Here is a 26,584-nt window from a genome sequence, read left to right as displayed (position 1 = left end):
AAATTAAAGGTATTATGTATTAGATATTGTTTAATATTGATGTTTTTTTATGTGAAAAAACATCTCTGTATGGAGAAATATCTTGACTAAAATTGAAGTTATAATATAAACTGCTATGGCGGATTTATATGAGTATTATACTTTTAAGTAGGGTATCGTTACATTAGTGTTGCGAGTGGTTTTTAAGGATTATTATGGTTAATTTGTATAATTTTGATAATTTGGAGCTAGTAAAGGTAGCTAAAGATGTTGCTGAGCAGAAAGGTCTGGATTTAGATGTTATAATGAAGGCAATAGAAGAAGCTATACAGGTAGTTAGTCATAATAAATATGGTAATTGTAAAATTAAAGTAGTTGTTGATAGGAAAACAGGTGTAATATCAGTTTATAGACAAGGGTTAGTAGTTGATAGTAAAAACTTGCGTGATTTTAGTGAAAATTTTAATATTCCTTTAAATGAATTGACTAAATATAAGTTACTTGATTTATCGGAAGCGTTGTTGACAAAAAAAGATGCTAAAATAGGTGATGTTATATTAGAACCTTTACCTTTAGTAGACTTAGATTATAATTCTGCAAAGGTTGCAAGGCAAAAGATAGCACAAGTGATTTTAATGCAGGAGCGTAAAAAGCAATATGAGGAATTTAAAGATCGGGTTGGGGATTTAGTATATGGAATTGTAAAAAGGATAGAATATAATAATGTTATTGTAGATCTTAATGGGAATGAAGGTTATTTACCAGCTTATAATATGATTAAGGGTGAGGTATTTCGTCCAGGTGATAGATTGAAATCACATATTGAAAGTGTAAGGCAAGAAAGTGTAGGTCCACAAATTTTTTTATCTAGAATTAGTAAAGGGTTTATGGAGCAATTATTTAAGCAAGAAATACCTGAAGTATATGATGGAATTGTAGTAATCAAGTCAATAGCAAGGGATCCTGGGTCTAGAGCAAAGGTAGCTGTTTTTTCAAATGATAAAAATGTCGATCCAGTTGGTGCTTGTGTTGGTGCGCGAGGTGTAAGAATACAAAATATTATCTCTGAGTTACATGGAGAAAAAATAGATGTGGTGTTATATTCATCAGAGTTAGCAAAATTTGTAATTAATGCAATTGCTCCAGCAGAAGTAATTAAGGTTATTATTGATGAAGATGCTGAAAAAATAGAGCTTATAGTTCCTGAAAATCAAGTAAGTTTAGCAATTGGTAAGTATGGTCAAAACATTAAGTTAGCATCTGAATTAGTGGGATGGAAAATTGATGTTATAGGTGATGAAACAGAATCTACAAGAAAAGCGAAAGAGCTTAGTGTAGGTGCAAAGGTATTTATTGAAGGATTGGATGTTGAGGAAATTATAGGACAGTTGTTGGTTGCTGAAGGGTTTTTAAGTATAGAAGATATAGATCAGGCCTCAGTTGATGATATTGCAGCTATTGATGGATTTAATGATGAGATTGCGGTAGAGTTAAAAAAGAGAGCATCGGAATGTTTATTACGTAAGCGTGATAATATTACTAAAATATTGAAAGATTTATCTATTAGTGAAGATATTATGTTGTTACCATTTTTACAAATAGATGATATTATTAAGTTATCAGAAAATGGTATAGAAGATATGGAGGATATTGCAGGGTTATGTACGGATGAATTTTATGATATGATTCCTAATATTCAACTCAGCAAAGAACAAATTGATTCTATTATATTAGAGTCTCGTAAAAGAGTTGGGTGGGTTTAGTTTTTTTTCTAGGTATACATATGAATGATGTTAATAAAGTTGATAATAATGAATTACCTAGTAAAGAGCGTACTACATTAAAACTTAGTGATAAGCTTAAGATTAATGATCTAAGTAATAAGTTTTCATTAAAAAAATCTGTTACAACTATTGAGGTTCGTAAAAGTAGAAAAAAAGGTAATGTCATAACTGAAGGTTATTCTATAAATTTGCAAGATGGAGAGTCAAATTCTTTAACAGTACAAGAGCAAATTTCACGTATTAATGCAATTCATAATGCTACTATTTTCAATAGAGCTGATAATAAAAAAGCAAACGATAAAGAGTCAAATACTGTAATTGATGATCGTGATGTTTTTGATTTACAGGAAAATGAATTACAGCAAGATATAGGGAATAAGATAGGTGATATAAGTAGTGATGATAATATAGAAAGATTAGAAGAAAGCACTAATAATATAGTGCAAGAGAAGGATGTTAAGATTGAAAGTGAAGAAAAGAAATTAAAAAAATATGAAAAAGATTATGATGAGAAAAAAGGTGGAGTCAAAAAGTCTGATTCTGGTGATTTATATAGTAAACATACAAAGTTATTGATAGAAGAAGCTTTAGAAGAAGATAGTGAGAAAAATATTAATAAAGTACGTGTTAAATGTAAAAAAAATAAGTTTAATCAGTTATCTAAAAATAATAAGGTTCAACGTAAAGTTATAATTCCAAAAAAAGTCACAGTTCGAGAATTAGCGAAAGCTATGGCAGAGAAAAGTAAGGATGTTCTTCAAGTATTATCACAGATGGGTATGAGCTTAAAGTTAGATGATGAGTTGAATTCTGATCAAGCTTGTGATGTAGTATTAAAGTTTAATCATATATATAAATTATCTACTGATTCTTCTATTGAAGATAGTTTATGTGATAATTCTGATAATTTAGAGTTACAATCAAGACCTCCTGTTGTAGTTGTTATGGGCCATGTTGATCATGGAAAAACAACTTTATTAGATGCAATACGTAAATCAAATGTTGTACAAAAAGAATTTAAAGGTATAACACAACATATAGGGGCATATCAGATAGATGTTGATGGTAAGAAAATTACTTTTATTGATACTCCTGGGCATGAAGCATTTTGTTCTATGAGAGCTAGAGGAACTAATATTACAGATATTGTAATATTAGTTGTTGCAGCAGATGATGGTATTATGGTTCAGACTATAGAATCAATAAATCACGTAAAAGCAGCTAATGTTGCCATGATAGTTGCAATTAATAAAATTGATAAACACGATGCTGACATTAATAGAATTACGAATGATTTGTTACAGCACGGAATTATCCCTGAAGAATTGGGGGGTGATGTAATGCTTATTCCTGTATCAGCAAAGACAGGAGAAAATTTGGATAAATTAAAATCTAGTATATTATTAATAGCAGAGTTATTAGAATTAAAGGCAGCTTTTAATTGTAAAGCTCAAGGGGTTGTTATAGAGTCTAGAATTGATAAAAGTATGGGAATTATAGCTACTGTAATTGTTCAAAAGGGTACTTTGAAAAAAGGTGATATAGTTGTTGTTGGAAATAATTCTTATGGCAAAGTACGCGTTATTTTAAATGATAATAATGAATTACAAAAGGAGGCATTGCCTTCTATGCCAGTGCAAGTACTAGGGCTTAACAACGTACCTAATTCTGGGGATAGGTTTATTGTTGTGAATTCCGAAAAACAAGCAAAAGATTTGTTGAATTATAGACATAAGAATATGTTACAGGAGGAGAGTGTTAGGGAAACGTTGTCGCTTGAAATGTATCAGGATTTGCCTTTCAATAAGAAGGTAGAGGAATTTAATGTAATATTAAAATGTGATGTTATGGGTTCCATAGAAGCAATATCGTACTCTATTAACAGTATTGCTCATGAAGAGGTGAGACTTAATATTTTGCATAGTGGGGTAGGTAATGTTGTAAAGTCTGATATCATGTTAGCGGAAGCTTCTCGTTCATTAATTTTAGCTTTTAATGTAAACATGGACTCTCAGGCAAAAGAATTGGCAAAGCAAAAAGGTATTGAAATACGTTGCTATAAGGTCATTTATGATATAATAGATGATGTGAAATGTATATTAAATGGCATGCTTAAGCCATTACAACAAGAAGTTCAAGTAGGTACTCTAACAGTAAGACAGGTGTTTTCTTCTGGAAAAGGTGGAAGTGTTATTGGTTGTTATGTAACAAGTGGAATTGTTAAGAAAGGGTCAGCAATTAAGTTACTACGTGGTGGTAATGTAATTTATGAAGGTAAAGTCAAGGCTTTAAGAAGGTTTAAAGCTGATGCAAAAGAGGTAAGTTGTGGATTTGAATGTGGTATATTAATAGGTTATGCAGAAATTGCAGTAGGTGATATAATACATGTTTTAGAAATTATTGAAGAATTAAGGGAAGTAAAATAGTGTATCAGCCTATAAGTTATAGAAATTTAAAAGTTGCTTCAGTGTTAAGTAAAGCTATAATGCAGCTTTTTATAAAAGAATATAGCGACTTGGGTCGTATATTAAGTGTTTCTAAGGTTATAGTAAGTGAAAATACTAGGGATGCAACGGTATTGGTTGTTATTTCTGATAGTTATTATGGTGATATAGATGTCATAAAAGCATTAAATGCTGCTTCTCATATTATTAGAAAATCAATATTTAATTATGTGAAGTTGCGCTATGTACCTAGATTATATTTTAAGTTAGATTATAAATTTGATCATTTTACTAAAATAAATCAAATGTTTATAGGTGAAAATTTTAATACTAGTGATTTATCATTGTAATAATAGTATTAAAATATAATGCAGTACATAAATAGGATATAATTTAGTTTTATGTTAATAATAGAAGTTATTTTGTTAATGTTAGATTAATGTTGTCCATATGTGTTAAAAATTTATACTTATGTTCATATGTTATGATTGTTATCAAGTTATAAGGTATGTTATATTATATTTAAGTATAAATTTCATATATGACTATAGTAATTTGGAAGTTCGTTTTTTAAGAATACTAATAATTTCTATTGTTAATGAAAATGCAAGCATAGAATATAAATAATTATTAGATATTTTTATATTGAATCCATGTAATATTAAAATAATTCCAAGTGTTGCAATAAATGTAGTAGCTATAGTTTTGATGTTACTGTATGCATTAATGCATATTATTACTTGTTTTGATAAAAACACTATTATAATCATAGATAATATTAGTACAATTCCAATAAGAAAAATGTTATCTGTAATTCCTATAGCTGAGATTATAGAATCTACGGAAAATGTTAAGTCTAGCATAATAATTTGTAGAGTAGCAGTGAAAATGTTAAGTTTAATATTTGAAGGTTTTTTAATTATATTGCTGGAAAAGATATCCATATATATTTCTTTGATACTCTTATATAGTAAAAATGTTCCACCTATTATTATAAGTAAATTTGAATATGATATTTTGATACTAAATATAAGAATGAAACTTTTATTTTGTGATAATAGCAATGAAGCGCATAATAGCATAGCCATACGACAGATTAATGCAATGCTAAGTCCTAGGATTCGTATTTTATTTTGTAAATTGTTGGGTAATTTTGCTATTACTATAGAGATAAATATTATATTATCGACTCCCAAAATTACTTCTAAAGCAAGCAATGTTAGAAACTCAATTATATTATTATAAAGCATAGGAAAAAATAGATAATTACAATATTTTGTTAACTTACTATTTGTAAGCATGAGTATCAATTTTTATTTTCAATATATTTTAATTCTTCAATGCTAAATTATAATTTATGTATTTAATAGGTAGTATTAGTGTTATCAAAAAATCTTGAAGCTAGTTTACATAGAGCACTATCAATAGCATTAGATTTTCACCATGAGTATGCTACTCTAGAGCATCTATTATTGGCATTGATAGATGATGCGGATGTAAAACGTGTTTTATTTTCATGTCGTATTTCAATTGATAGATTAAAAACTACAATAATTAATTTTTTAAGATATGAAACTCTTAATGTGATTAACAAAAATATAGTAGAAGTTAAGACTACCTCTGTTTTTGAAAAGGTAATACATAGGGCAATTATACATGCTCATACTACTGGAAAAGGAGAGATTAATGGAGCTAATGTTTTAGCAGAAATATTTTCTGAAAGAGATTCTTATAGTGCATATTTTTTACATGAACATAATGTTAGATATTCAGATATAATGAATTGTATTTCTAATAATGTATATCTTGATAATTTAGATGATCATAATGAATTTATACGAGATTTTAATAATAATAATAAATTAACAAATACATTTTCTCATATAAGCAGAGAAAATGTAATTAAAGATAATGAAAGTTTGGAAGCATATTGTATTAATTTAAGTGATCTTGCTGCTAAAGGGAAGATAGATTATGTAATAGGTAGGCATTATGAATTAGAAAGAACTATAGAAGTGTTGTTACGGAGAAGAAAAAATAATCCATTATATGTAGGAGATCCCGGTGTAGGTAAAACTGCAATTGTTGAAGGACTTGCCTTAAAAATTATAGAGGGGAATGTTCCTCAACAGTTAAAATCTGTTAATATATATTCATTAGATATGGGTGCTTTGTTAGCAGGTACCCGTTATAGGGGTGATTTTGAAGAAAGAATTAAACAGGTTATTAAGGCAATAGAAAATAAAAAGGATGCAGTTTTATTTATTGATGAAATTCATACTATTATAGGCGCTGGATCTACAAGTGGAGGATCATTAGACGCTAGTAATCTACTTAAACCAGCTTTAGCACGTGGATTATTAAGATGCATCGGAGCTACTACTTATAAAGAATATAGTAATTTTGAAAAGGATAGATCATTAGCTAGACGTTATCAAAAAATTGATATAGAGGAATCTTCAATTGATGAAACTATAAAAATACTTGATGGTATAAAATCTTACTATGAATTATATCATAATGTGCGTTATACGAAACAGGCTATTACATCCGCTGCTGAATTGTCAAATAGGTATATAGCGGGAAGAATGCTTCCTGATAAAGCTGTTGATGTAATTGATGAAGCCGGAGTATATTGCAAGTTGAATAATTCTAACAATAAGCTTGTTACAAGTAGTGATATTGAAAACATTATTTCAAGGATTACAGATATTCCTTGTAATTATTTGTTTGACAATGATATTCAGAAAGTGAAAGATTTAGAAAAAAATTTAAAAGGTGTAATTTTTGGACAAGATAATGCGATTTCACAGCTTGTAGGTTCTATTAAAATAGCAAAAGCAGGATTAAAAAATCATAAAAAACCACTAGCTAGTTATTTATTTTCTGGTCCTACTGGAGTGGGAAAGACAGAATTGGCTAAGCAATTAGCAGAACATATGGGAATGAAGTTTATTAGATTTGATATGTCAGAGTATATGGAATCTCATACTGTTTCTAGAATTATTGGATCTCCTCCTGGGTATGTTGGATATGATCAAGGAGGATTATTGACAGATCTAGTTATGAGGCATCAGTATAGTGTTTTGTTACTTGATGAGATAGAAAAAGCTCATAAGGATATATATAATATATTGTTACAAATTATGGATTATGGATATCTAACTGATACGTATGGTAAAAAGGTAAGTTTTCGTAATACAGTAATTATTTTAACAACTAATGCTGGATCGGATGAATTTAGTAAGAATATTATTGGCTTTCATCGTGATAAAAGTTTTAATATCGGTAATGATAATAAAATTATAGAAAAGATTTTTTCTCCAGAATTTTGTAATCGACTAGATTCAGTTATATCGTTTTCATACTTAAGTTCGGATGTCATTGTTAAAATAGTTAATAAGTTTATTTTACAATTGAAGGAGCAATTACTAAGAAAGAAAGTAACTGTTAATATAGATGAAAAATCTTTATTATATTTGGCAACAGTTGGATGTAATAAAAATTATGGTGTAAGAAGTATTGAAAATATTATTTCACAAAAGATAAAAAAGTACTTAGCAGATGAAATATTATTTGGACGATTATCTTATGGAGGAAAAGTAAATATTATCTTTGATGCTAAAAATGAAAGCTTTATATATAATTTTCCTGATAAATATGATGAACCAGTAAACAATAGGTTAGCGTGAGTTATTATTATATAAAAAACTTTTTTATCAATAAGTTATTGATTATTTAGATATATGATTATAAATTTAATTGATATTCTTATTAAAAATTAAAGAAACTTTATGTTAAATAATTATAAGTCTGTTTGTAATTTAGCAATTATTGCTCATGTTGATCATGGTAAAACTACTCTCTTAGATAATATGTTAAAGCAAAGTGGTACATTTAGAGATAATCAAGAGGTTGCTGAACGTGTAATGGATAGTAATGACTTAGAGCGTGAAAGAGGAATTACTATATTGGCAAAGTGTACTGCAATTATGTGGAAAGATAATAAAATTAATATTATTGATACTCCAGGTCATGCAGATTTTGGAGGGGAAGTAGAAAGGGTATTATCTATGGCTGATGGCGTATTATTACTTGTTGACGCTGCAGAGGGGCCAATGCCACAAACTAAATTTGTACTTTCTAAGGCACTTAAAGCAAATTTATTACCAATTGTTATTATTAATAAAATAGATCGCCATGATAATAGAGTTAATGAAGTTTTGGATGAAATATATGAGTTATTTATTAATTTAAATGCAACAAGTGAGCAATTAGATTTTCCAATTTTATATGCATCAGGAAGAAATGGATGGTGCATTAAGGATTTATCAGATGAAAGAGAAAACTTAGTACCATTATTTGAAGCAATACTGCAACATGTTAAGCCTATGAAGTATGATTATAACGCTCCATTTAGTATGTTATTAACGTTATTAGAGTCTGATAAGTTTCTTGGTAGAGTGCTAACTGGTAAAGTATATCAAGGAGTTGCAAAAATTAATTCTCCAGTTAAGGTTTTAAATTTAAAAGGAGAGGTAATTGAATATGGTAAATTAACTAAGTTACTATCCTTTGCCGGTTTAAAGAGAATTCCTGTTGAAGAAGGGAAAGCTGGAGATATTATAGCAATTGCAGGACTTGAGAAAGCATCAGTTGCAGATAGTATTGTTGATAATGTTGTTACTATTCCTATTAAGTCTACTCCTGTTGATCCTCCAACAATGGCTGTAACTATTAGTGTAAATGATTCTCCTTTTGCTGGAACAGAAGGTACAAAATTGACTTCTACTGTAATAAAAAATAGATTATTAGCAGAAGCTGAAACTAACGTTGCAATTACTGTTAAAGAAACAGAAAAAGGTGATGCTTATGAAGTTGGAGGAAGGGGAGAGCTTCAATTAGGTGTTTTAGTGGAAACTATGAGAAGAGAAGGCTTTGAATTATCTGTATCTCGTCCTCGTGTATTAGTAAAGAAAGAAAATAATCAAATTCTTGAACCTGTTGAAGAGGTTGTAATAGATGTAGATGAGGAGTATAGCGGTGTTATTATGGAAAAGCTTAGTTTTCGTAAAGGGGATATGCAAGATATGCGCCCATCAGGCAAAAATAGAGTAAGAATGGTATTCTTAATTCCATCACGCAGTTTAATAGGTTATCAAGGAGAGTTTCTAACAGATTCACGTGGGACAGGTATTATAAATCGTTTGTTTTATGGTTATTGTCCTTATAAGGGTAATATTCCAGGTAGAAATAATGGTGTTTTGATTTCTACAGACAAGGGGGAAGCAGTTGCATATGCAATTTTTAACTTACAAGATAGAGGAATAATGTTTATTAAACCTCAAGATAAGGTCTATGCAGGTATGATAGTTGGATTGCATAATCGTGACAATGATATTGAAGTGAATGTTTTAAAAGGTAAGCATTTAACTAATGTTAGAGCTGCAGGTTCAGATGAAGCTGTAAGATTAATTCCTCCTAAATTGATGACTTTAGAAGAAATGATAGCATTTATTAATGATGATGAGCTTGTGGAATGTACACCAAAGTCTATTAGGATAAGGAAAAGATTTCTTGATTCTAATGATCGAAAACGTGCTGCTAGGATTAAAGGACAAAACTCATTTGTATAATATGACATATAATAAAATTAAATTTTTTTTTAGGCTTCTTAATTACCAAATTTTTTTAGGCTTAATTACCAATGCTCTAAAGAGTCTTGTTGTTTATAACATTTAGCTTTTTAAATAAATTTATTAACAAAATTCAACGTAAATTTGTTTGAAATATTTAATAATTCAATAAAAAACTAATAATCCTCTTAGGAAAAAACTTGTTATTGAATAAGGTAATAGTTATGTACATATATGTTACTTAAGAAAAAGTAGGTTAATATGCTGAGTGTGTTTTGATTTTTATACTCGTAATTTTCAATGTCAATATTAAAGTAAAATTAATATTTTATCGTAATTATATATGAAATACTTTAAAGAGGATTAAGTGTCTCAAATTTTAGAAGATATTATTGAACTAAAGATGCATATTATTTATATAATAACTAAAGAAATAGAGTACTTACGTACATTTAATTTTCATGAATTTAGAGCATTACAGGTTATAGAAGGAGATTTGCTTATTTTATTAAATAATAAATATAATAAAATTAGAAACAATAAGAACATTATATTATATTGTACAAATGAAAAAACTATAGAAATATTGAGTATGCTGTGCATAAAATTTGACAAATGTTTAATGGTAAAACATAATATTATAGATAAATATTGTTACGTTATTTAGTGTTTATAAATAAAAAGCTAATAATAAATCCGATTCTTTTTTATTCTTAAATCTATAGCTTTTTCCCATATTTGCCCATTATATAGTAGCTTTTTTTTATTGTACATAAGTTCTTCTCTTGTTTCTGTGGCATACTCAAAATTTGGTCCTTCTACAATAGCATCCACTGGACATGCTTCTTGACAAAAACCACAATATATGCATTTAGTCATATCTATATCATAACGTGTAGTACGGCGACTACCATCAGATCTTTCTTCTGCTTCTATAGTGATAGCTTGAGCGGGACATATAGCTTCACATAGCTTACATGCTATACAACGCTCTTCACCATTGTTATATGTACGTAATGCATGTTCTCCACGAAATCTAGTACTTAGTGGACCTTTTTCAAATGGATAATTTAAAGTGACTTTACGTTTAAAAATATATGTTAACGTAGATAACATTCCCTTGATATTAATAAGTAAACTATTTAATAATTCAACAAAAAAACTAATATAACGTTTATTATTCATAGTAATAAGCTTATTATATAAAAAAATATACTATTTAATTAAATGAAAAATCCTTTCTTTCCTAATAGTAAAAGGTAGCCAACTATAATCGCTTTTTTTAAATGAAAGTGCGACTATTAATGCTTTTCCTACAATATTCTCAATAGGAATGTACCCTACTTCTGTAATGAATCTACTATCTCTTGAGTTATCTCTATTATCACCTAAAACAAAAACATGTCCTTGTGGTACTGTGTACACGGGGGTGTTATCTAGTGAGCTATTTTTTACTTCATCTAAGATTTCATATGTTTTTCCGTTGTACAGAGTTTCAACATAACGACTTATTGCTTTATTATCATCACTATCATCTATAAAATCGCTTATTGCTTTATAGTGCATCTCAGAATCATTGATGTATAAGCGACCATTTGTAATTTGTATCTTATCTCCTGGTAATCCTATTACTCTTTTTATAAAGTTAATGCCTGTTTTATAAGGATTACGAAATACAATAACATCTCCGGCTTTTGGTGCATTATAAGCAATTCTTCCATCAAATATCGGAAGGGAGAAAGGAAATGAATACTTACTGTAACCATAACTGTACTTACTAACAAATATATAATCGCCCTCTAATAACGTACTTTTCATTGAGCCGGAAGGTATATGAAATGGCTCAAATGCTAAACTACGAAATATTAACGCTATTAACAAAGCAAAAAATAAAGTAGAGATAAACTTTAATATAGAAAAATCTTTTTTTGCCATTATATACCGGTAATTTTATTATTAAATATTATATAGAAAAACTATTTCCACAACCACATTTAGACTTTGTATTTGGATTATTTACTATAAACCCTGATCCATTTATATCTTCTACGTAATCTATTGTAGCATTTTTTAGAAACTTATTAGAATGATTATCTATTAGTACTAACGGATTTCCATAATTATCTGATATAACAACATTTGACTTGCTAGAACTTCCTCCATCAAGTTCATCAAACTCATCTTCATTTTCATCTTCATCATAATATTCGTCGTCATCTTCTTCTTCGATATCATCATCTGAGAAGTTATTATTAATTGAAAATTTATATTGGAACCCTGAACAGCCTCCACCTTCAACCGAAACTTTAAATATAGATGAACTATTCTCTTGGTGTATTAGTGATTTTATTTTGTTAATAGCATTGTCAGTTAAAGTGAGGCTATTATTTTTTAAATTTGACATAGTTATCACCTCAAGTTAAGTTTATATTTGGATTGTAGCATAAATTTTATATATGTCAAATAACATTGATATGATTTCTTATGCATCTCATCCACTATATACTAGGGGTAGAGTTTATAAAGAGTCAGAAGATAAATATCGGAGTTGTTATCAAAGAGATCGTGATAGAATAATCTATTCAACTGCATTTCGTAAATTGCAATATAAGACTCAGGTTTTTCTGAATTATCATATTGGTGATTATCATAGAACAAGATTAACACATAGCTTAGAAGTTGCTCAGATAGCAAGATCATTATCTAGGAGATTGAAGTTAAATGAAGATCTTGCAGAAGCAATATCGTTAGCCCATGATTTAGGACATGCTCCTTTTGGTCATACAGGAGAGGAAGCATTAAATTTTATAGAGGAAAATGACTTTAAATTTGATCATAACGTTCAGGCATTAAGAATATTAGTATTGTTAGAAAAGAAATATATAAAGTTTGATGGATTAAATTTGTCATGGGAGATGATTGAGGGATTAGTAAAGCATAATGGACCTTTGAATATTATAGATCAAAATAAAGACATTCATGAATTTATTATGGAGTGTGATAGCATTTATAATTTAGAACTAAACAAATTTCCTACTTTAGAGGCACAAATAGCGTCTATTTCAGATGATATTGCTTATATTATGCACGATATTGATGATGGATTAAGAGAAAATATTTTAATTATAGAAGAATTACTGACATTACCTTTGATAGGTAGAATATTAAAAAATAATATTGATGCTAATAAAGATTATCCTCGTAAATACATTATTCATGAGTCTTTACGTAAATTTTATAGTATGATGATAGATAATGTAGGTTTACAAGTGGAAAATAATCTTAAGAAGTATAATATTGTTGATCAACACGATATTAAAAATTCTGATATTCCATTGGTAAATTTTTCTTTAGAATTTGATTTATATGTAAAAGATATAAAGTCCTTTTTAAAAAGGAGGTTATATCGACATGATGAAGTAAATAAAGTAAGAGATAAAGTACAGTATATAATACAAAACTTGTTTAAGGCTTATTACCAAGAAATAAGCTATTTACCATTAGATTGGCAGGACAAGATATTAATGTATGGTGAATTAAAAAGGTATAAGTCTATGGTTCTTTGTGATTTTATATCTGGTATGACTGATCGATTTGCAATACAGGAGCATGAAAGAATTTATGGTAGTACTGTTATATAAATATGTAACTATATGCTTTAAGTAATATTATGAAATTTGACATATCAGCAAAATTGTAAGTGAGTTTATGATATTTAATATATATATGTTCTTTCAATATTATTTTTGATTTTATATAGGTAAAATACTAAAATATATGTGTGTGTATAATCATTATTGATTGTAGTATGTAGGTGGATATAGAGCACATTATTAAATTATTTATTATGTTATAATCGTAAATTTAGTGTTTATTTGTAAAATTAAAATTATACTTTGTAATTTTTTTTTTAGGGATAATAACTAGTGAGTGTGAATCTTTAAAAGAAAAATATTAGAGTTTTAAGAAATAGCTTTTACTTTTTTGTACAATGTGATTATTTATATTATGTTAGTGTTTTAACTAAAAAAGGATAAGGTTTTATTATCTGTTGATTTATGTAATAAAGGTTTATATACAGTATTATAAGAATTGAATATGAACTACTAAAAAGTTATTAGATGTTATTCCATTATATGAACTTTTGGGAAAAAGAGAAGTATTTATCCACATTCCTGATTGATGTGAAGTATAATTAATATCAGGGATGTCCATATGTTTTATTTGTACGTACAAGTTAAAGATTCTACATTGTAGTTAAACTTAACATTATTATTGTATTTCCTTCACTATAGTAAATTTTACACTTATCATTCTGTATTGAACAATCCTAGATTGTTAAACCATAATGTAGAAATTATGGGACAATGACATATGCCACTAGGATCAATCTTAAAAGCTATGTTTATACTTTCTGGAATATAGGGAGGGAAGTATTAGATTAATAAGTATTCTTTATAAGTTATGCCTCAGAAGATACAAAACAAAACTTTTGTGATGTTGATAATAATACAAATTGTTCTAATAATAGTGAAGTTAATCCTGGTGTAAAAAACTACATAAGCTTTTTAAGGAGGAAGTGATTTAATCATCAAAGAAATTAGAAAGATGGAAAAGGAAGCGAGATTAGATAAAAAGGTTGTGAAATTAAAGAAAAAGGTTGTGATATTAAGGGAATGTGGCATATTGAATAATGATGAAATTGCGATAATAATGCTCGACTATAATGATAAACATGTTATTAAATATGAAAAATCACATAGGAAAGCTAATTAATAGCTTTGCGAAGCTGTATGATAATGATAGGAAAGGAGATAAGATATATTAGTGAAGTAGAAGTTGTTATGCCAGAAGAAATTATCATGTGCTTATAATGTGAAAAATGGAGGATATAGTATTCTTCAGCTAGGATTAAAGCAAGTGTAAATGATCCAATAGAATTAATGCTAAAGGGATAGGTGAGGGGGAGATATTAGAGTTTTTTAATCCCTTATCTTAGATAAGTTAACATGCTGTTTATCTTATAATGTTAATAATATTTCATTTTTAACTAAATTTAATGATAATATTTATTTTTTGAAGATTAATTTATTAAATATAAAAAAACTACTACATCATCTATTATTAATGCATTATATTCAAAAATTTATTAAAAAACTTCGTAATGCTCTTTGATTACATATATACTTGAATATTATATTAAAAATAAGTTCTCTTGACAGATTATACATAATATATTACACTATAATTGTAAATTTGATAAGTGTGTGATAATGTCAGAAGCTATAGTAATTAAAATACAAAATACTTCAAGATCATGTAATGAAGTTATAACGTTACCTTTTCCAGTATATGATTCTGTTTATGACGATATAAATTTCGACGATATATACAATAGTCATTATAAGTATTTGTTTCGCATTAATAAAGTTGTCGCCAATAGCACGAGTAGTAATGCTCAAAATTATGACGACGTTGCAGATGATAGAATATGCTTTATGTGGAAGTGTAAATTAGTTAGTGATAAATTGACGATAAGGTACAGTGGTAGAATTTTGACTAGTGATAGTAATACTATAAATGCATTAAATGCATATATTGCAAACAAAAATACATCTTGTGTTAAGGTAAGTATAAAGCGTGAAAGTTGTTCTGCAGAAGATGTGCTTTCTGCTTATGAAAGCTTTGTAATTACGGAAAGCTCTTCTCAAAAAAATGAGGTGAACAACACATATCAGGGTAAATCTGATGTAGTGTGTGATATGTCAGAAGCTATAGTAATTAAAATACAAGATGTTTCAAGATTATGTAATGAAACTATAGCGTTACCTTTTCCACCTTATAGTGTATATGATTCTGTTTATGATAATATAAGTCTCAACGATATATACAATAATTGTTATAAGTATTTTTTTAACATTAATAGAAGTATCGGCAGTAGCAGTGCAACAAGTAATAGTACGCAAGCTGCTTATGACGACGTTGCAGATGATAAAACATGCTTTATGTGGAAGTGTAAATTAGTTAGTAATAAATTGACAATAAGGTACAGTGGTAGAATTTTGACTAGTAATAATAATACTATAAATGCATTAAATTCATATATTGTAGGCAGCAATGATTTTGGTGTTGAATTAAGTATGAAGCGTGAAAGTTGTGCAGAAGATGTGCTTTCTGCTTATGAAAGCTTTTCAATTGTAGAAAATGAGAATAAAAAAGCGAGCAACAACACGGCATCACAAAATAATAATGATCAGCAAGTGATTGTAATCAGCAGTAACTCCAGCAACATAGCAAAACAAAAAAAACAAGAAGTAATATCTCCTCCCCTCCCTTACATCTCTACTATGTCTAGGCTTAAACATATTTTATGTTCATGTGTGTATGGGGGGGGGGAAAAAGGTAACAGTCATAAAAGATAAAAATAATGTTGTATTAGAAGTATGATGAAAGTGTGAATATATGAAAATTGTAGGAATTATGATCTTAGGTCAATTATCTATCTAGTAATATCTCAGTTTAATGGGGCATTAGTGTCAGGTAATTTAATATTATTATGAAGCTTTGTAAGATTGTATATGATTGTAAGGCTGTATTTATATTAATAGTAAAATTAAAAAAAGTTAATCAAATTTAATTTTTAGCTGCATTTTATACAAGTATTTTGTATTTTTTTATATATTTAATAGTATATGATGCGTAAGGTTGTGTTATAATTATTACAAATTAAAGTGTTTATAGATTTAAGAATAATATCAGGTAATTCCTGTCAAAATTATATAAAAGTGAGAAAGGCGTGGATGTGATAGGTGATAAATATACTGAATTTGAAGTGTCTGCGGGTTCTAGAGCACAATTTTTTATGTATGATGGCGTTAATAGTACCTCAGTAATGTTTGGGGATATAAAACTATATGAAGAAGATGCAGAGTGTATTTATTATTATCAATCTGTTGATGATGGTATATTAACTACTCGTACGGTAAATTATAAAAATATGCGATTTTTTACCATTGAGCATGATCCTGTATACTTTACTGTAAAAAAATATGAGGAGTCATTGTCGGACTCACCAGATAGTTGTGGTAGTACTATTAATTATGGTAATGCCATGAAGCCCATGCCTATAAGGATTAGAAATCAACTTTTAAAGCTTTATAATTTTGACCGTAATACTGCTGTTCGGTTATTTGATGATGATGAATGGTTGAAAGAGCTTTATGTTTCTGAACTCTCTAATGATCTTGGAAAGTGCATAAAATCACTTAGGAAAACGGCGGATGACTTATTTAAGATTAATATGCAAGGTATAGCTAAAAAGGATTATTTGATGGATAATGGGTTTATTAGTTATAAAGCTGTGGATGTTGGATTATTAATATCACATGTGCCAGTATATTCTTTTATGAAAAATGATAGTATATCTTATACGAGTGCAAATATTTTGTATAAACCTGCATATTTTTATGCACCTATGACGCCACCTATGTATGCTACTATAAAAGTTACGTCTATTATTAAAAGTTATAGTGTTAGTATTTTTTATAGCCCTACACTTTATTATGAGTTTATATATGGAGAAAATGATATTGATGTTAAACAAAAACAGAATAATGCAAATATATTAAATAGTATTATTACGAACTTAAAGCTGATGATTCAATATGTAAAAAGCTTTATAAAGAGTATTATTAATAAGTTATGCGTTATGTTGAATTATGGCATAACTGTTATTGAGAAGCAATTGCTGAAGAGGAATGATAAATTGATTGTGAAAGGTTCTGATATATCAAATAAAAATGTTGAATTATTAAATGATACTATTAACAGTGAGAAGGTACAAAGTGCTAAAGTAGCACATAATATACATGATGTTGAAATACAATGTTGTCATAGCAATAAAACAATAGGAATTACTAAATATTAATCTAGAAAATGAATATCAATTAGGTTGAATTGGTATTTAGATATTGAAAAAAACTAATCATTATAGTTGATTGTTAATGTATAGGTATAGAATTTATTATTAAATTGTTATTAGGAGGTAGTAGAGTTAAATTATAAAGTAATAAGCAAATAGATATACAAGATGATTTATCAATTGATTTATCGTATGGAAGTCAAAAAATAAATTTTAATGGATTTGATTTAGTTTAATGTAAAAAATAAGTTTAATTATTATGTAATGTTAGCAAGAAATATGTAAGTATTAATCCTTATTTTTCTTGTTATTTTATGATACATGTTATTCTTAAGATGCTATGTAAATATGGTCTTTAATATTTATTTACACGAATTGATCTTTAACATTCTCATCTTTTTTTTTGTATAATTTTATTATTTTAAACTGTAATCGTAACATAACCTTACACATAATATACTATTAAGTATATAAAAAGAAAATATAAAATATTTGTATAAGATGTAGCTAAAAAATTAAATTTGATTAACTTTTTTTAATTTTACTATTAATATAAATAGGTACTTTTAATACTGGTAGAATGTTCTTTTTTCTTATAATCTATTACATTTTTATACTATTTTACAATGACCTTGTTGATAACTATTTATAAAAGAATTTTTAGAAATAATTTATTAATTTAAAACTCATTTATTTAATGAGAAGTCATAATATTGTTATACAATAAGTAAGATGTATATCCATGTTAAGTAATTATGTCATGATTGATTAGTAATATAATTATATAATAATTTTATATATATTATGTTTTTATTGATATTATAAGTATATTTTTTTAATACTAATTTAATATATTAGTATTATTATAGTAGTATAGATTAATATGTTTTTACAATTGAGTTGTTAATATAGTTATATTGTTTATGTTAAGATAATTTAGGTATCTTTTTTAAGTTTATTGCATATATTAATTGTGATTATTGATATTATATATAAAAAGTAAGTGTGTGTTTAGCAAGCGATTGAATTTACTTTAAAATAGATAAAATAAAAGAAAGTTACGAAATATTTTTTATAAAAATTAGTTTTTCTAATATTAACAATAAGTATTTGTTATTGTATAAGCATATATTTTAAGTAGTTGCTTATAATTTATAAGCGTTTTTATCAATAATGTTGTAGCGAGGAATTATTAATAGAAATTGTTAAATGCAAGAATTTGTATGAAATATTAGTATATTTAAGTACATAAGTGGGAATTTTACGATACAAGTGAAAAGTGTGTAATTTATACATGTAAATATCATTATTATTTTAAATATTTTAGTTTCTTATTGAAAGAGATGTACATTAGTTAAGATTGTTATTGGTATGCAATAACTAAATTACATGACTGTAATGTAAAAATTAACTATGGTAGCAAAGCTGCCATATATAAAATTTTTTTTCTATGATATGGTATTACTATGAGTATAAAGATAAAAATAGGCGCGAACAAGAAGTCTGTTCATGATAGATTAAAAATTAATAAGAATCGTAGGGTAAAAGATAATATTTATACTGATATCAAAAAAGGCAATGGAAATAAGGATGCTCAGAATGGTAGTAGTAAGGATGTTATCTATTCTAACCTTAGTTTTTTAAGTAAAGATAAAGGTGATAATAATGATAAATCTGTTAGCAGCAATGGTGTAATATATTCTGATGTAGCAAATACGCTACGTGGTGTACCTAAAAAAGGAAGCAACGAGCTCTTTACAAAAGAAGGAAGTAAAGAGGAGAATATTTATGATGATATAAGTATTAAAGAGAACATTGATGCTAATAATTTTAATGTTAATAAGAAAAAGAAAGCTGCTGAAAGTGTAAAAGGTAATACTCATAATGATAGTAGTAAAGATATTATCTATTCTAATCTTAGTTTTTCAAGTAAAGATAAAGGTGATAATAATGATAAATCTGTTAGCAGTAATGGTGTAATATATTCTGATGTAACAAATACGCTACGCGGTGTACCTAAAAAAGGAAGCAACGAGCTCTTTGCAAAGGAAGGAAGTAAAGAGGAGCATATTTATGATGATATAGGTATTAAAGAGGACATTAGCACTAATGTTAATAAGAAAGAGAAAGCTGCTAAAAATGTAAAAGGTAATACTCATAATGATAGTGGTAAAGATATTATCTATTCTAATCTTAGTTCTTTAAGTAAAGGTGATAATAATGATAAATCTGTTAGCAGCAATGGTGTAATATATTCTGATGTAGCAAATACGCTACGTGGTGTACCTAAAAAAGGAAGCAACGAGCTCTTTACAAAAGAAGGAAGTAAAGAGGAGAATATTTATGATGATATAGGTATTGGAGAAAATATTTACGTTAATAGTTTTGATATTGATAATAAGAATGCTGTTAAGAGTGATAAGAATTCTATTTATAATGCTTTATTAAAAGCAATGAACAAGTTATTTGTGAAGGAAGAAAGTAAAGAGGAGAATATTTATGATGATATAGGTATTGGAGAAAATATTTACGTTAATAGTTTTGATATTGATAATAAGAATGCTGTTAAGAGTGATAAGAATTCTATTTATAATGCTTTATTAAAAGCAATGAACAAGTTATTTGTGAAGGAAGAAAGTAAAGAGGAGCATATTTATGATAATATAGGTATTAAAGAGGATATTAGCACTAATGTTAATAAGAAAGAGAAAGCTGCTAAAAATGTAAAAGGTAATACTCATAATGATAGTGGTAAAGATATTATCTATTCTAATCTTAGTTCTTTAAGTAAAGGTGATAATAATGATAAATCTGTTAGCAGCAATGGTGTAATATATTCTGATGTAACAAATACGCTACGTGGTGTACCTAAAGGAAACAACGAGCTCTTTGCAAAGGAAGGAAGTAAAGAGGAGCATATTTATGATAATATAGATATTGAGGAGCATATTTATGATAGTATAGATATTGAGGAGCATATTTATGATGATATAGGTATTAAAGAGGACATTAGCACTAATGTTAATAAGAAAGAGAAAGCTGCTAAGAATGTAAAAGATAATACTCATAATGATAGTGGTAAAGATATTATCTATTCTAATCTTAGTTCTTTAAGTAAAGGTGATAATAATGATAAATCTGTTAGCAGCAATGGTGTAATATATTCTGATGTAACAAATACGCTACGTGGTGTACCTAAAGGAAGCAACGAGCTCTTTGCAAAGGAAGGAAGTAAAGAGGAGCATATTTATGATGATATAGATATTGAGGAACATATTTATGATGATATAGGTATTAAAGAGGACATTAGCACTAATGTTAATAAGAAAGAGAAAGCTGCTAAGAATGTAAAAGATAATACTCATAATGATAGTGGTAAAGATATTATCTATTCTAATCTTAGTTTTTTAAGTAAAGGTGATAATAATGATAAATCTGTTAGCAGCAATGGTGTAATATATTCTGATGTAACAAATACGCTACGTGGTGTACCTAAAGGAAGCAACGAGCTCTTTGCAAAGGAAGGGAGTAAAGAGGAGAATATTTATGATGATATAGGTATTAAAGAAGAAAATATTTACGTTAATAATCTTGATATTGACAATAATAAGAATGCTGTTAAGAGTGAGAAAAATTCTATTTATAGTGCTTTATTAAAAGCAGTGAGCAAGTTCTTTGCAAGGGAAGGGAGTAAAGAGGAGCATATTTATGATGATATAGGTACTAGAAATAATATTTATGCTAATAGTATTAATAATGATAATAAAGCTGTTAAAAATAATAATGTAAAAAAAGGTAGTAATGGAAAAATAAATACTGTTTACGCTACTTTAAATCTAGATAGTAATAAAGACTCTGTTTATAGCGTTCTTAATAAAGAAATAGCAAATAAATTTGCTAACAAAGAAGGCAATAAAATAGTGCAAAAGCTTTTTAAGAAGAAAGATAAGGAAAGTAAAGAGCATATTTATGATGATATAGGTATTAGAGAAAATATTTACGTTAATAATCTTGATATTGACAATAATAAGAATGCTGTTAAGAGTGAGAAAAATTCTATTTATAGTGCTTTATTAAAAGCAGTGAGCAAGTTCTTTGCAAGGGAAGGGAGTAAAGAGGAGCATATTTATGATGATATAGGTACTAGAAATAATATTTATGCTAATAGTATTAATAATGATAATAAAGCTGTTAAAAATAATAATGTAAAAAAAGGTAGTAATGGAAAAATAAATACTGTTTACGCTACTTTAAATCTAGATAGTAATAAAGACTCTGTTTATAGCGTTCTTAATAAAGAAATAGCAAATAAATTTGCTAACAAAGAAGGCAATAAAATAGTGCAAAAGCTTTTTAAGAAGAAAGATAAGGAAAGTAAAGAGCATATTTATGATGATATAGGTATTAGAGAAAATATTTACGTTAATAATCTTGATATTGACAATAATAAGAATGCTGTTAAGAGTGAGAAAAATTCTATTTATAGTGCTTTATTAAAAGCAGTGAGCAAGTTCTTTGCAAGGGAAGGGAGTAAAGAGGAGCATATTTATGATGATATAGGTACTAGAAATAATATTTATGCTAATAGTATTAATAATGATAATAAAGCTGTTAAAAATAATAATGTAAAAAAAGGTAGTAATGGAAAAATAAATACTGTTTACGCTACTTTAAATCTAGATAGTAATAAAGACTCTGTTTATAGCGTTCTTAATAAAGAAATAGCAAATAAATTTGCTAACAAAGAAGGCAATAAAATAGTGCAAAAGCTTTTTAAGAAGAAAGATAAGGAAAGTAAAGAGCATATTTATGATGATATAGGTATTAGAGAAAATATTTACGTTAATAATCTTGATATTGACAATAATAAGAATGCTGTTAAGAGTGAGAAAAATTCTATTTATAGTGCTTTATTAAAAGCAGTGAGCAAGTTCTTTGCAAGGGAAGGGAGTAAAGAGGAGCATATTTATGATGATATAGGTACTAGAAATAATATTTATGCTAATAGTATTAATAATGATAATAAAGCTGTTAAAAATAATAATGTAAAAAAAGGTAGTAATGGAAAAATAAATACTGTTTACGCTACTTTAAATCTAGATAGTAATAAAGACTCTGTTTATAGCGTTCTTAATAAAGAAATAGCAAATAAATTTGCTAACAAAGAAGGCAATAAAATAGTGCAAAAGCTTTTTAAGAAGAAAGATAAGGAAAGTAAAGAGCATATTTATGATGATATAGGTATTAGAGAAAATATTTACGTTAATAATCTTAATATTGACAATAATAAGAATGCTGTTAAGAGTGAGAAAAATTCTATTTATAGTGCTTTATTAAAAGCAGTGAGCAAGTTCTTTGCAAGGGAAGGGAGTAAAGAGGAGCATATTTATGATGATATAGGTACTAGAAATATTTATGCTAATAGTCTTAATATTGAAAAAGATAAGGATACTGACTTGAGTTTTATTGATAGGCTTAAAAAGCTTAATGGAAAAATGAATATGGGCAGTAAAGTCAAAAATAGTTTTAATTTTAATCCTGAAGAGAATAAACTTGGCAAATTAAATGAAGGCATGGGGCATGATATTACAGGAAATATCGATAACATTGATAATAATTCAAAAGATACTATGGAACTTGTAACTGGTAAACAATCTAATAAATTGAGTATAGATGACGATCTTGATCCAGATGATATAAGAAGTTTACATGATGCTATTGACAATAAAGATTTAGAGTCCATTAAGTTATTACTTAAAAATGAAGATCTTGCAAATGCAGTTAGGAATACTATATTAGATTATGCAACTTGTGATTATGATGATATCTGTAGTGATGAAATATTGAATGTATTGATTGAGAACGGTGCAAACTATAATGTTGTGTGTAATGATGGTAATACTTTATTAAGTCGTCTATTATTAATAAAGGAATATTCTTCTATAGGAAGAACGCTATTGAAAAATTCACAAACTGATCTTTCTATATGTAATGTACAAGGGAATAATATTTTACAGACGTTACTTGTTGCTGGAGATTATGAATCACTATCGTTAGTTATAAACACAACATCAAGTAGTACTTTGAAGAGTCTATTATTGCAAAAAGATTCTAGATCTGGAAATGAGAATTTTCTTTCACATGCAGTAGCAATACTTAATTCTGAGCCTAATAATGAGCAACTTAGATCAATAGTAAATCAAGTTATGGATTCTACTGGATTATCTGGTGCTATAAATGACGTACAAATAAATCATAAAGAGAATAAAATTGGCAAATTAAATGAAGGCATGGGGCATGATATTACAGGAAATATCGATAACATGGATAATGATTTAAAAGATACTACAGAACTTGTAACTGGTAAGCATAGTAAATCTTTATTGTTAAATATAATAAATGCTGTGAAGAATCTTGTTGAAGATGTGAAACTTGATGTATTTGCAATCTATGTTATGATAACACGGAGGATAGGATTACTTAGAACAAATGTTAGTCCAGTTGCTGTGGAAGAAAGAGGGTCTTATAATAAATTGAGTATAGATGACGATCTTGATCCAGATGATATAAGAAGTCTACATGATGCTATTGACAATAAAGATTTAGAGTCCATTAAGTTATTACTTAAAAATGAAGATCTTGCAAATGCAGTTAGGAATACTATATTAGATTATGCAACTTGTGATTATGATGATATCTGTAGTGATGAAATATTGAATGTATTGATTGAGAACGGTGCAAACTATAATGTTGTGTGTAATGATGGTAATACTTTATTAAGTCGTCTATTATTAATAAAGGAATATTCTTCTATAGGAAGAACGCTATTGAAAAATTCACAAACTGATCTTTCCATATGTAATGTACAAGGGAATAATATTTTACACACGTTACTTGTTGCTGGAGATTATGAATCACTATCGTTAGTTATAAACACAACATCAAGTAGTACTTTGAAGAGTCTATTATTGCAAAAAGATTCTAGATCTGGAAATGAGAATTTTCTTTCACATGCAGTAACAGCACTTAATTCTGAGCCTAATAATGAGCAACTTAGATCAATAGTAAATCAAGTTATGGATTTTACTGGATTATCTGGTGCTGTAAATGATGTACAAATAAATCTTAAAGAGAATAAACTTGGCAAATTAAATGAAGGCATGGGGCATGATATTATAGGAAATATCGATAACATGGATAATAATTCAAAAGATACTATGGAACTTGTAACTGGTAAACAATCTAATAAATTGAGTATAGATGACGATCTTGATCCAGATGATATAAGAAGTCTACATGATGCTATTGACAATAAAGATTTAGAGTCCATTAAGTTATTACTTAAAAATGAAGATCTTGCAAATGCAGTTAGGAATACTATATTAGATTATGCAACTTGTGATTATGATGATATCTGTAGTGATGAAATATTGAATGTATTGATTGAGAACGGTGCAAACTATAATGTTGTGTGTAATGATGGTAATACTTTATTAAGTCGTCTATTATTAATAAAGGAATATTCTTCTATAGGAAGAACGCTATTGAAAAATTCACAAACTGATCTTTCTATATGTAATGTACAAGGGAATAATATTTTACAGACGTTACTTGTTGCTGGAGATTATGAATCACTATCGTTAGTTATAAACACAACATCAAGTAGTACTTTGAAGAGTCTATTATTGCAAAAAGATTCTAGATCTGGAAATGAGAATTTTCTTTCACATGCAGTAGCAATACTTAATTCTGAGCCTAATAATGAGCAACTTAGATCAATAGTAAATCAAGTTATGGATTCTACTGGATTATCTGGTGCTATAAATGACGTACAAATAAATTCTAAAGAGAATAAACTTGGCAAATTAAATGAAGGCATGGGGCATGATATTACAGGAAATATCGATAACATGGATAATGATTTAAAAGATACTACAGAACTTGTAACTGGTAAGCATAGTAAATCTTTGTTGTTAAATATAATAAATGCTGTGAAGAATCTTGTTGAAGATGTGAAACTTGATGTATTTGCAATCTATGTTATGATAACACGGAGGATAGGATTACTTAGAACAAATGTTAGTCCAGTTGCTGTGGAAGAAAGAGGGTCTTATAATAAATTGAGTATAGATGACGATCTTGATCCAGATGATATAAGAAGTTTACATGATGCTATTGACAATAAAGATTTAGAGTCCATTAAGTTATTACTTAAAAATGAAGATCTTGCAAATGCAGTTAGGAATACTATATTAGATTATGCAACTTGTGATTATGATGATATCTGTAGTGATGAAATATTGAATGTATTGATTGAGAACGGTGCAAACTATAATGTTGTGTGTAATGATGGTAATACTTTATTAAGTCGTCTATTATTAATAAAGGAATATTCTTCTATAGGAAGAACGCTATTGAAAAATTCAAAAACTGATCTTTCTATATGTAATGTACAAGGGAATAATATTTTACATACGTTACTTGTTGCTGGAGATTATGAATCACTATCGTTGGTTATAAACAAAACATCAAGTAGTACTTTGAAGAGTCTATTATTGCAAAAAGATTCTAGATCTGGAAATGAGAATTTTCTTTCACATGCAGTAACAGCACTTAATTCTGAGCCTAATAATGAGCAACTTAGATCAATAGTAAATCAAGTTATGGATTTTACTGGATTATCTGGTGCTATAAATAATGTATTTGACATGGAATGTGACGTACAAAATATTGGTGTACAGAAAAGTTTATTGAGTGCAAATAGTAGTAGAGCGATGCAACGATAATTATTTATAAAAAAAACTTGCTAAAAAATATGGT

15 protein-coding genes are annotated in these 26,584 nt (G+C 27.7%); 11 read left to right on the top strand and 4 right to left on the bottom strand.

What is annotated here, in order from left to right; translation table 11 throughout:
- Nucleotides 1–194 precede the first annotated feature (194 nt).
- From nusA to NLO413_RS01255, 3 genes are read left to right on the top strand one after another with little or no spacing between them, the layout of a single operon-like run.
- Nucleotides 195–1,742: a transcription termination factor NusA gene (gene nusA, locus NLO413_RS01265; RefSeq protein WP_045808745.1), complete on the top strand. Its 1,548-nt coding sequence runs from the start codon at nt 195–197 to the stop codon at nt 1,740–1,742.
- A gap of 20 nt (nt 1,743–1,762) precedes the next feature.
- Entirely contained in the window at nt 1,763–4,189 is a 2,427-nt protein-coding gene (gene infB, locus NLO413_RS01260; protein ID WP_045808744.1) for a translation initiation factor IF-2, read from the top strand.
- Complete coding sequence (locus NLO413_RS01255) at nt 4,186–4,557, top strand: ribosome-binding factor A (protein ID WP_045808743.1); 372 nt, start codon at nt 4,186–4,188, stop codon at nt 4,555–4,557. Before infB ends, NLO413_RS01255 begins: the two co-directional genes overlap by 4 nt.
- Before the next feature lie 195 nt (nt 4,558–4,752).
- Here NLO413_RS01255 and NLO413_RS01250 read toward each other — a convergent pair whose 3' ends face one another.
- Entirely contained in the window at nt 4,753–5,457 is a 705-nt protein-coding gene (locus NLO413_RS01250; RefSeq protein WP_045809339.1) for a TerC family protein, read from the bottom strand.
- Nucleotides 5,458–5,586: 129 nt separating this feature from the next.
- Here NLO413_RS01250 and NLO413_RS01245 point away from each other — a divergent pair, with 129 nt between their 5' ends.
- From NLO413_RS01245 to NLO413_RS01235, 3 genes are all read left to right on the top strand, one after another.
- Entirely contained in the window at nt 5,587–7,899 is a 2,313-nt protein-coding gene (locus tag NLO413_RS01245) for an AAA family ATPase (RefSeq protein ID WP_045808742.1), read from the top strand.
- A gap of 102 nt (nt 7,900–8,001) precedes the next feature.
- Nucleotides 8,002–9,843 carry a translational GTPase TypA gene (gene typA / locus NLO413_RS01240; RefSeq protein ID WP_045808741.1) on the top strand — a complete coding sequence of 614 codons (1,842 nt, stop codon included), beginning with the start codon at nt 8,002–8,004 and terminating at the stop codon, nt 9,841–9,843.
- 367 nt (nt 9,844–10,210) lie between these two features.
- Nucleotides 10,211–10,510 carry a hypothetical protein gene (locus tag NLO413_RS01235; RefSeq protein WP_045808740.1) on the top strand — a complete coding sequence of 100 codons (300 nt, stop codon included), beginning with the start codon at nt 10,211–10,213 and terminating at the stop codon, nt 10,508–10,510.
- Between the two features lie 17 nt (nt 10,511–10,527).
- Here the strand turns inward: NLO413_RS01235 and nuoI are convergent, their stop codons facing one another.
- Genes nuoI through NLO413_RS01220 form a run of 3 tightly spaced genes read right to left on the bottom strand, consistent with a single transcriptional unit; the run spans nt 10,528 to nt 12,247 of the window.
- The gene (gene nuoI, locus NLO413_RS01230) at nt 10,528–11,028 is read right to left on the bottom strand and encodes an NADH-quinone oxidoreductase subunit NuoI (protein WP_045808739.1); all 501 of its coding nucleotides are present in this window, start codon (nt 11,026–11,028) and stop codon (nt 10,528–10,530) included.
- 30 nt (nt 11,029–11,058) lie between these two features.
- Nucleotides 11,059–11,778, bottom strand: coding sequence for a signal peptidase I (gene lepB / locus NLO413_RS01225; RefSeq protein WP_045808738.1), 720 nt, complete (start codon nt 11,776–11,778; stop codon nt 11,059–11,061).
- A 28-nt stretch (nt 11,779–11,806) separates the two neighbouring features.
- Nucleotides 11,807–12,247, bottom strand: a complete 441-nt coding sequence (locus tag NLO413_RS01220) for a HesB/IscA family protein (protein ID WP_045808737.1) — start codon at nt 12,245–12,247, stop codon at nt 11,807–11,809.
- Nucleotides 12,248–12,299: 52 nt separating this feature from the next.
- On the opposite strand from NLO413_RS01220, the gene NLO413_RS01215 reads away from it, so the two are divergent.
- The 5 genes from NLO413_RS01215 (at nt 12,300) to NLO413_RS01200 (ending at nt 26,550) form a co-directional block, all read left to right on the top strand.
- Nucleotides 12,300–13,484: a deoxyguanosinetriphosphate triphosphohydrolase gene (locus NLO413_RS01215; RefSeq protein WP_045808736.1), complete on the top strand. Its 1,185-nt coding sequence runs from the start codon at nt 12,300–12,302 to the stop codon at nt 13,482–13,484.
- A gap of 967 nt (nt 13,485–14,451) precedes the next feature.
- A complete protein-coding gene (locus NLO413_RS04855) occupies nt 14,452–14,619 on the top strand; it encodes a hypothetical protein (protein WP_156965552.1) in 168 nt (55 codons plus the stop codon).
- 497 nt (nt 14,620–15,116) lie between these two features.
- Complete coding sequence (locus NLO413_RS01210) at nt 15,117–16,265, top strand: hypothetical protein (protein WP_045808735.1); 1,149 nt, start codon at nt 15,117–15,119, stop codon at nt 16,263–16,265.
- 380 nt (nt 16,266–16,645) lie between these two features.
- On the top strand, nt 16,646–17,770 hold the full coding sequence (locus NLO413_RS01205) for a hypothetical protein (RefSeq protein ID WP_198138888.1): 1,125 nt from the start codon (nt 16,646–16,648) through the stop codon (nt 17,768–17,770).
- Between the two features lie 1,460 nt (nt 17,771–19,230).
- Entirely contained in the window at nt 19,231–26,550 is a 7,320-nt protein-coding gene (locus NLO413_RS01200) for an ankyrin repeat domain-containing protein (protein WP_045808733.1), read from the top strand.
- Nucleotides 26,551–26,584: the final 34 nt, after the last annotated feature.

It is taken from the genome of Candidatus Neoehrlichia procyonis str. RAC413, from assembly GCF_000964795.1.
Lineage (GTDB): Bacteria > Pseudomonadota > Alphaproteobacteria > Rickettsiales > Anaplasmataceae > Neoehrlichia > Neoehrlichia procyonis.
The sequence above is the reverse complement of the archived record's forward strand: the minus strand, read 5'-3'. Positions and strand labels throughout refer to the sequence as shown.